This window comes from Thiolapillus sp., assembly GCF_048562965.1.
Taxonomy (GTDB): Bacteria; Pseudomonadota; Gammaproteobacteria; order Chromatiales; family Chromatiaceae; genus Thiolapillus; species Thiolapillus brandeum_A.
In genome coordinates, this window is sequence record NZ_JBHNMF010001363.1 from 1 (window position 1) to 672 (window position 672).

Genomic DNA, 672 nt, shown 5'->3' on the forward strand with positions numbered 1-672 from the left:
GTGAGCAGGATGCAGCAATCAGCGTATAGAACAAGCTCTAACGGGCAGTATGAACAAAATAGCAACTTTATTTCACCCGAAAATATACGGTGGAACAATGTTGCTTACTCTAAACTCTAGCACTTTGACATGGGATAGAAAATGTCTACAGAAGAAAAAATACGCGCCTTTACTCTCGAAAACTACCTGTTTACGGACGATCAATCGGAATTGAAAAACGATGACTCCTTCCTTGATCAGGGGATCCTGGACTCGACCGGCATCCTGGAAATCATCTTTTTCATCGAAGATGAATTCAAGATCAAGATCAAGGATGAGGAAATGATACCGGACAATCTCGATTCGGTTGATAAGATCGTCGGGTTTATCCAGCGCAAAGAAAACGAATAACCGCCTGCCACGCGGATGCCACAATATTTCATGACCAGGGAAAACATGGATATTTTACGGCCGCAGCGCCTGCTGCATGAAGGACTGTTCGAGTCCGCACTGAAGTTTCCGAAGAAAACAGCCATCATTGCCGAAGGGGAGGTCATCACCCGCTGCCAGCTATGGAGAGCAAAGCGAAGGCTGGTAGTCCCCAGTAGCCGCGAGGCCGCACTGTTTTCCCGGCGTGCCTTGCGCCAGAGGGAAAACAAAGTAGGCCTCCGAACGCGGCGTCCAGTCATATGG

At 48.4% G+C, this 672-nt stretch carries 1 protein-coding gene; it reads left to right on the plus strand.

Annotation, left to right across the window (positions count from 1 at the left end; translation table 11 throughout):
* Positions 1-141 precede the first annotated feature (141 nt).
* A complete protein-coding gene (locus ACOCD2_RS24335; protein WP_293650601.1) occupies positions 142-390 on the plus strand; it encodes an acyl carrier protein in 249 nt (82 codons plus the stop codon).
* Positions 391-672 lie beyond the last annotated feature (282 nt).